This is a genomic window from Saccharopolyspora sp. NPDC045839 (assembly GCF_056431645.1).
In genome coordinates, this window is sequence record NZ_JBWKKH010000010.1 from 49,782 (window position 1) to 55,863 (window position 6,082).

Below are 6,082 nucleotides of genomic sequence, written 5' to 3' on the forward strand. Positions count from 1 at the left end.
CCGATCACCGCGCCTGCGCGCGCGTTCATTACCGGGAGTAGCCTGCCTGACGTGGCACAGGACAGCGAATCCACCCCCTCGGCGCCGGGTCACCGGCCGGTTCCGCCGCTGCCGCGGCGGCTCGCGGACCCCACCCCGGTGGTGCTGTTCGGCACGGCCCTGTGGTTCGCCGGAGTGGTGCTTTTCGGCATCCGCGACTGGGCCGGCATCCAGTTCTGGACCTGCCTGGCCGGGGGCGTGCTCGGCATCATCGGCTACGGCGTGTTCCGCTGGCAGCGCTCGGCGGCGCGCCGCGGTTCCCGGGGCGCCTGGAAGGGCCTGTCCGGACTCGACGGCTGAGCCTGCCCAATTCTGCTCCGAACAGCCCCGCGACCAGTTAGTCTGCACAGTCGACATCAAGTTCCGATGCCCTAACGCGGGAGCGCAGCACCAGTGCCCAAGCTCGACGTCGACCGACTCGAATTCGCGATCCTGGCCGAACGCGCCGATCTCAGCCGGATCCCGATGATCGCGTCGTACAGCAACTACGGGACGACCGTGAAAGACATGCCTCGCGAGTTCGAGGCGGCGGAGCAGCGGGTCCGCGATCGCGGCCTGATCAGCCCGAGCGGCGTGAACGACCGGGTCATGGAGCTGCTCGGCATCTACGCGCACGTGACGGTCGAATACGACCTGCGGTTCTCCTCGCAGAAGGGCAGCGAACTGCGCGCCGCGGTGTCGAAGGCGAACAAGACGGCGGTGCGCACGGTCGTCGACGGCGACCGGATCATCCTGGAACCGGTGCACCCGAACGACCTGATCCCATCGCTGGTGTCGGTGCTCCCGGAACACCCGCCGGCCCGCATCCGCCCGGCGCTGAGCGTGGACCTGGCGGAGATGCGCGCGGCCATGGCCGACGTGCGCCGCCGCGGGGACGAAGACCCGCAGGCGATCGAGCAGAGCCTGCGAGCGCGCGGCGTGAACGTGGCGAGCTTCCGGAAGATGACGCAGCTACTCGAAGGCCCGCGACTGGGCCTCGGCGAAGCGGGCGTCACGATCTGGGACGACCGACGCCGCGAGCGCCGGGGAGACCAGACGCTGCGGATCATCGACCTGCAGCAGGGCCGCACGGCGGTCTACAACAGCGGCACCCAGCGGATGTTCGCGGGGGCGGACATGAGCACGTTCACCCGGGTGCTCGGCGAGCTGACGACGAAGACCCAGCGCGAAGCGGCCTGGTAACGACCAACGTCACTCCGCCAAAAGGACCAATCCGACAACGAGTTGGGAACCGATCCGCGCGAAGCAGCGTCACACCTGTGCACGAACGGGCAGAGACCTGGCAAGCTAAGCGCGACGTGTACCTGATTCAGGGGACAAAGGGGGTAGTGAGAGGTGTCATTCTTCGACGGGATCGGCAACGCTGTCGTCACGGCGGGGCAGAAGGCCGCGCGGTCTGCGACGATCCACACCGCGATCAACTCGGGCGGCACCGCATCGGCGGCGGCGTTCCAGGTCGACATCGAGCAGATTCCAGCCCTGCTCACGGCATACAAGGACGCGCAGGACAAGCTCGACCAGATCCTGTTCAAGGCGCAGCAGCTGCAGAAAATCGCGCCTCCTGGTGACGACGAGGTGAGCGACCGACTCTCCTCCGCGCTGGGCGACATGGCAGGGCACAACGAAGGTTGCCTCTCGTGGGCCGTCGACGACGCCAAGAAGCGCCTGCAGGTGCAGATCGAGCAGCTCGAAGCCGCATCGCGCGACTACCAGAACATCGACGAAGACTCCCGTATTCGCCAGGTTTAAGGACGATCTCACGTGCAACGCCGCGCAGCATTGACCGCCTTGTCACTTCTCGCCGTTCTGGGGGTATCGGCGTGTTCCCCCGGAGGGTCGGGTAGTGAGCAGACATCGGCCGCACCCGAGCCGACAACGGCCCCTACGTCGGCGGTGCCGAAGGTCGAGAACCCGAAGAACCTCAAGTCCACCACGGATGCTTGCCAGTTGATCACTAAGGACCAGCTGTCGCAGCTGGGCGCCGAGGGCGAGGGCAAGACGGAGCAGAGCACATCCGAGTACGGAGAGACTCAATGCTTCATCCGCAATGATGCCTTCGCGATCAACATCGCGATCAACACCAAGGTCGGCGGCCTGGCGAAGATCATGGAAGGCGCCGATTCGAGCGACAACTTCAAACCGACGCAGGTTGATGGCTACCAAGGCGCGCGCGTCGATGAGCAGAGCACTCTGTGCCGCGTCGAGCTGGCTGTCGCCGACGACCAGTCGATTGAAGTCAATTTCAGCCTCCGCGGCGGCGACTCGCCCGAGATGAAAGACCCGTGCGGCTACGCCGAGAAGGTCTCCAGCGAAGTCCTGAAGAACATTCCGAACGCTTGATCGCGTTCGTGCATACCACGACCATTACTTACAAGGGGGTGTGATCATGGTTTTACCGATCCTCGTCGGCGGTTACCTGCTCACGCGTGATTCGGACCGTGGTAACACGGACGAGATCATGCAGAAGGTGGGCTTCAACCACCCGGAGAAGTACCAGCAGATCCAGGGCGGCAAAGGCACCAACGATCTGGCCGAGTCCGTCCGCGGCTGGAAGGGCGAGATCGCCGACCTGTTTGACCGGGTTGCCAGTGACCTCGACACGGCCAACACCAAGGCGGGCCTTGCCTGGACCGGCCAAGCAGCCGAAGAACATGGCAACAAGCTCAGCCCGATGACTGACTACATCCGCGACGCCAAGGACGTTTCGACGTCGGTCGGTGACGCTGCTGAGCAGCAGGTCCAGAACTTCGGCAAGGTCAAGCACAGCATGCCTGAGCCGGTGAAGGTCGACGCGACCGACAACATGCTCGAGAAGGGCGGCGCTTGGCTGGTCGGTGGCGAGACCGACCTGCAGAAGCAGGAGCGCGAGGCCACCGAGAAGGCTCAGGAAGCCAAGCAGCACTACGACAACTACAGCAACAGCACCACGAACGTCTCGCAGAACCTGGCCTTCTACCCGAAGGCTCCGGAGATGGCGTACGACCAGGGCTCCGGTAGCACCGGGACGAACCCGACCGTTGGCAGCATTCCCAACGGTTCTGGGATTCCCGGCGGCGGTCCTGGTGGTGGCGGCGGTGGCGGCAGCTGGGGTGGCAGCCTCGGCGGCGGCAGCGGTAGCGGCGGCACCGGTGGCACTGGTGGCCCCGGCGACGGTTACACGACCCCGTCGCAGAACACGTCGCAGTGGTCCTCGCCGCCCGTCACCAACGGTCCCGGCCTGCCCGCCAACCCCGGTCCCAACGTCGGCACGGGCCCGAACATGGGCGGTGGCGGCATCGGCATGATGCCGCCCGGCGGCGGTGCCGGTGGTGCGGGTGCCGGTGGTGGTCGTGGGCTCGGCGCCGGTGGCGCCGGCGGCCGCGGCGCGGGCCTGGGTGCCGGTGGGCGCGCCGGACTCGGCGGTCTCGGCGGCGGTTCCGGTGCTGGTGCCGGTGGCGCTGCTGGTGCGGCCGGTCGTGGTGGCGCCGGCGGCATGGGCGCTGGTGGTGCTGGTCGTGGCCAGGGCAAGCAGGGCGAGGAAGACCTGGAGCACGAGGACAAGTACTGGGTCGACACGGACGAGGCCTGGGACGACCTGGGCCTGCCCAAGGTCGCCCCACCGGTCTTCGGCGAGTGATCACCACCCGCTGAGGTCGACCGAAAGCGAACTGGCCGCGCACCGATTCCGGTGCGCGGCCAGCGCTTTTAGGTGCTACCGCACGCCGAAGATCTGCGTTGCAGTCGTCCCAGGGCCCATGTAGATGCCGTAAACCGTGCCCTCGTCCCAGTGCAGGTTGTAATTGTCGATCAATGTGCCCAGATCCGGGAACAGGCCGCTGATCGGTTTGGGACTCCCTCCGTTGAGCGGGATCTCGAACACCTGCGACGGATTCTCGTGCGTGTGCTGATTGATCACGAGCACGCTGTTGCCCGTAACCGCGAACGGCATGCCAGTGATCTTCGGCCCGAGCTCTGCAGCCCAACGTTGCTCGCCGGTCTTCAGATCGACTGCCACAATCTTGTTGGTTTCGCGGTATGCGTTGACGGCCGTGCTAACCGTCGACGCGATGAGCATCCCGTCGGCGATGAAGGCGCGGTACATCTTGCGCGATTGGCTGTCGACGTGGCTGTTGATCGACGCGATGTTCAGCCGCCCTGCGGGAACCTCTTCCGGAATGGTGGTCACCTGACGCCCCGCCTCGTCGAAGACCAGCAGCGTTCGCGGGGCCTGGAAGTCGTCGCTCGTCGCGATCTCGATGACGGGCGGGTCGGCGGAGACCACCCCGACCGGGCTCTGCGATTCGTACGTCGCCCGCCCGCGCTCCGCGCCGGTGGCCGGGTCCAGCAGGAGGAGCTCCTGGGCGGGGCCGTCGGTGGTGCAGTCGAGCGGGACCGCCACGGTGCGTTCGCTGATGGCCGGGCCCAGCACCCGGCAGCCCCGGTGCACTTCCCTGTCGTGCCGCCAGATCTCGTTACCGCTGGTCAAGCTCATCCCGAACACGGTGTCGTGCAGCGCGAAGACCACCACATCGCCGACGATCTCCGGATCGGTGAAGTTCGTGGTGCTCCTGTTCTCGACGATCGGCATGTCGAACTGCCGCTTGACAGCGCCGGTCTTGACGTCGATGACGGCGATCGTCGAGCAGCCGGTGCCGCCGTACCAATCCTTCTTGTACGGGCCGTAGGCGACCACGCCGAGGCCGTTCTTGACCTCGTGGCTCATGCCGCAGAACCGGCTCAGCTTGGCATCGTCCCCGGCCCGCAACGGCGGTTCCATGCCCCAGGCGTCTTCGCCGGAGTCGGCGTGGAACGCGTCGAGCCAGTCTTCGTGCATCACCGCGACGATGCCGTCGGAAGCCCAGCTGTTGAACGGCTTCTCGTCCATCGTCGGGCTCTCTTTCCAGAGCAGCGTCGCCGCCTGCCGCTGGTCCGCATCCCTCGGGCCGTACCTGGCGCGCAGTGCGAGCCATCCGGCCACACCGCCGCCGACCAGGACGACGACGAGCCCGATGATCAGGAACGGCACCCACGTCCGGCGCTTTTTGGGCGGCATCGCCGGGTACTGCGGCGGGTACGGCTGCTGTGGATAGGGCTGCGGGCCTTGGTTTCCCGGCCAGCCTCGATGAGTCACTTCGACATGCTCCCCTCGGCATGAACGCGCTCACGCAGAACTCGGAGCGCTCCCCCAAAACGGCCTGCCATCAGGCCAGACGGCATTATGCCCGACCGCGATGCCGGAAATGCGACCTTCGACCGAACGTCACGGCCGCACGTCTATTCGTCCACTTCGGACTCCGATTGCGCAGACGGAGCAGGTCGGACGGCCGTCTCGGGTGGTGACGTCTTCGGGAGCTGTCATCACGCCGCAGAGCGCGATCAGGTCTCGGCCTTCGCGGCGTGGGTCTTCGACCGGGATCACGTGGTTCTGGTAGCCGAAGGCGGCCCAGTATCCGACTCGCCCTTCGGGGCCGTTCTCGGCCGATCGCGTCATCGCGTTCTCCTTGAGCCGCAGGGTTTGGCCGGTGACCGGGCGCGTGGGTTCGGGGGCATCGCGCCCGGTCACCGGGGTGGGCCGGTGCGGGTGGGGGTTGGGGGAGGTCTCCGCACCGGCCCTGCTCGGGTCTCGTGAGTGGTTTGGACTGCATAGCGGCCCAAACCACTCACGAGCGTTCTAGGTGCGCAGGTGGTGCCGCCCGGTGGGTTCGTCGGGGTCGGTGGTGGGGAATTCCGGTGGTATGCGTGGATGTTCGTGTTCCGGCCCGCGCTCGTCTGCTGCTTCGCGGGTTTCGGCTTCGATGTCGGCGATGAGATGCCACACCGTGTAAGCGCCTTCGCCGCCTCCCGCGTGCTGCCCCGTTGTCGCGAAGGCGATCGCCCGTGCGGGGATCTGAGTGGTGAGCATCGCGAGGATCAACAAGTTGAACAGAATGAATGTGCTGAGCTGAATCCAGAACATGAGATCGGTTCCTTTCCTGGCTTGGGAGGTGGGGGGGGGTGGGGGGGGGGGGGGAGGGAGGACGTGGGTTGTCAGTGGACGTCGCGGGCACAATAATCACCACACCCA

At 66.5% G+C, this 6,082-nt stretch carries 8 protein-coding genes; 5 read left to right on the top strand and 3 right to left on the bottom strand.

Annotation, left to right across the window (positions count from 1 at the left end):
- The first annotated feature begins 51 nt into the window (after positions 1-51).
- The 5 genes from AC07EQ_RS16395 (at position 52) to AC07EQ_RS16415 (ending at position 3,655) form a co-directional block, all read left to right on the top strand.
- Entirely contained in the window at positions 52-339 is a 288-nt protein-coding gene (locus AC07EQ_RS16395; RefSeq protein WP_093268532.1) for a DUF2530 domain-containing protein, read from the top strand.
- A 93-nt stretch (positions 340-432) separates the two neighbouring features.
- On the top strand, positions 433-1,221 hold the full coding sequence (locus AC07EQ_RS16400; RefSeq protein WP_132493660.1) for an ESX secretion-associated protein EspG: 789 nt from the start codon (positions 433-435) through the stop codon (positions 1,219-1,221).
- A gap of 153 nt (positions 1,222-1,374) precedes the next feature.
- Complete coding sequence (locus tag AC07EQ_RS16405; protein ID WP_358578322.1) at positions 1,375-1,788, top strand: hypothetical protein; 414 nt, start codon at positions 1,375-1,377, stop codon at positions 1,786-1,788.
- 12 nt (positions 1,789-1,800) lie between these two features.
- The gene (locus tag AC07EQ_RS16410) at positions 1,801-2,379 is read left to right on the top strand and encodes a DUF3558 domain-containing protein (protein ID WP_478388771.1); all 579 of its coding nucleotides are present in this window, start codon (positions 1,801-1,803) and stop codon (positions 2,377-2,379) included.
- Between the two features lie 46 nt (positions 2,380-2,425).
- Positions 2,426-3,655, top strand: a complete 1,230-nt coding sequence (locus tag AC07EQ_RS16415; RefSeq protein ID WP_478388772.1) for a hypothetical protein — start codon at positions 2,426-2,428, stop codon at positions 3,653-3,655.
- A 75-nt stretch (positions 3,656-3,730) separates the two neighbouring features.
- Here AC07EQ_RS16415 and AC07EQ_RS16420 read toward each other — a convergent pair whose 3' ends face one another.
- From AC07EQ_RS16420 to AC07EQ_RS16430, 3 genes are all read right to left on the bottom strand, one after another.
- Positions 3,731-5,149 carry an outer membrane protein assembly factor BamB family protein gene (locus AC07EQ_RS16420; protein ID WP_478388773.1) on the bottom strand — a complete coding sequence of 473 codons (1,419 nt, stop codon included), beginning with the start codon at positions 5,147-5,149 and terminating at the stop codon, positions 3,731-3,733.
- Between the two features lie 129 nt (positions 5,150-5,278).
- A complete protein-coding gene (locus AC07EQ_RS16425) occupies positions 5,279-5,509 on the bottom strand; it encodes a hypothetical protein (RefSeq protein ID WP_478388774.1) in 231 nt (76 codons plus the stop codon).
- Between the two features lie 180 nt (positions 5,510-5,689).
- The gene (locus tag AC07EQ_RS16430) at positions 5,690-5,935 is read right to left on the bottom strand and encodes a hypothetical protein (protein ID WP_478388775.1); all 246 of its coding nucleotides are present in this window, start codon (positions 5,933-5,935) and stop codon (positions 5,690-5,692) included.
- Between the last annotated feature and the right edge of the window lie 147 nt (positions 5,936-6,082).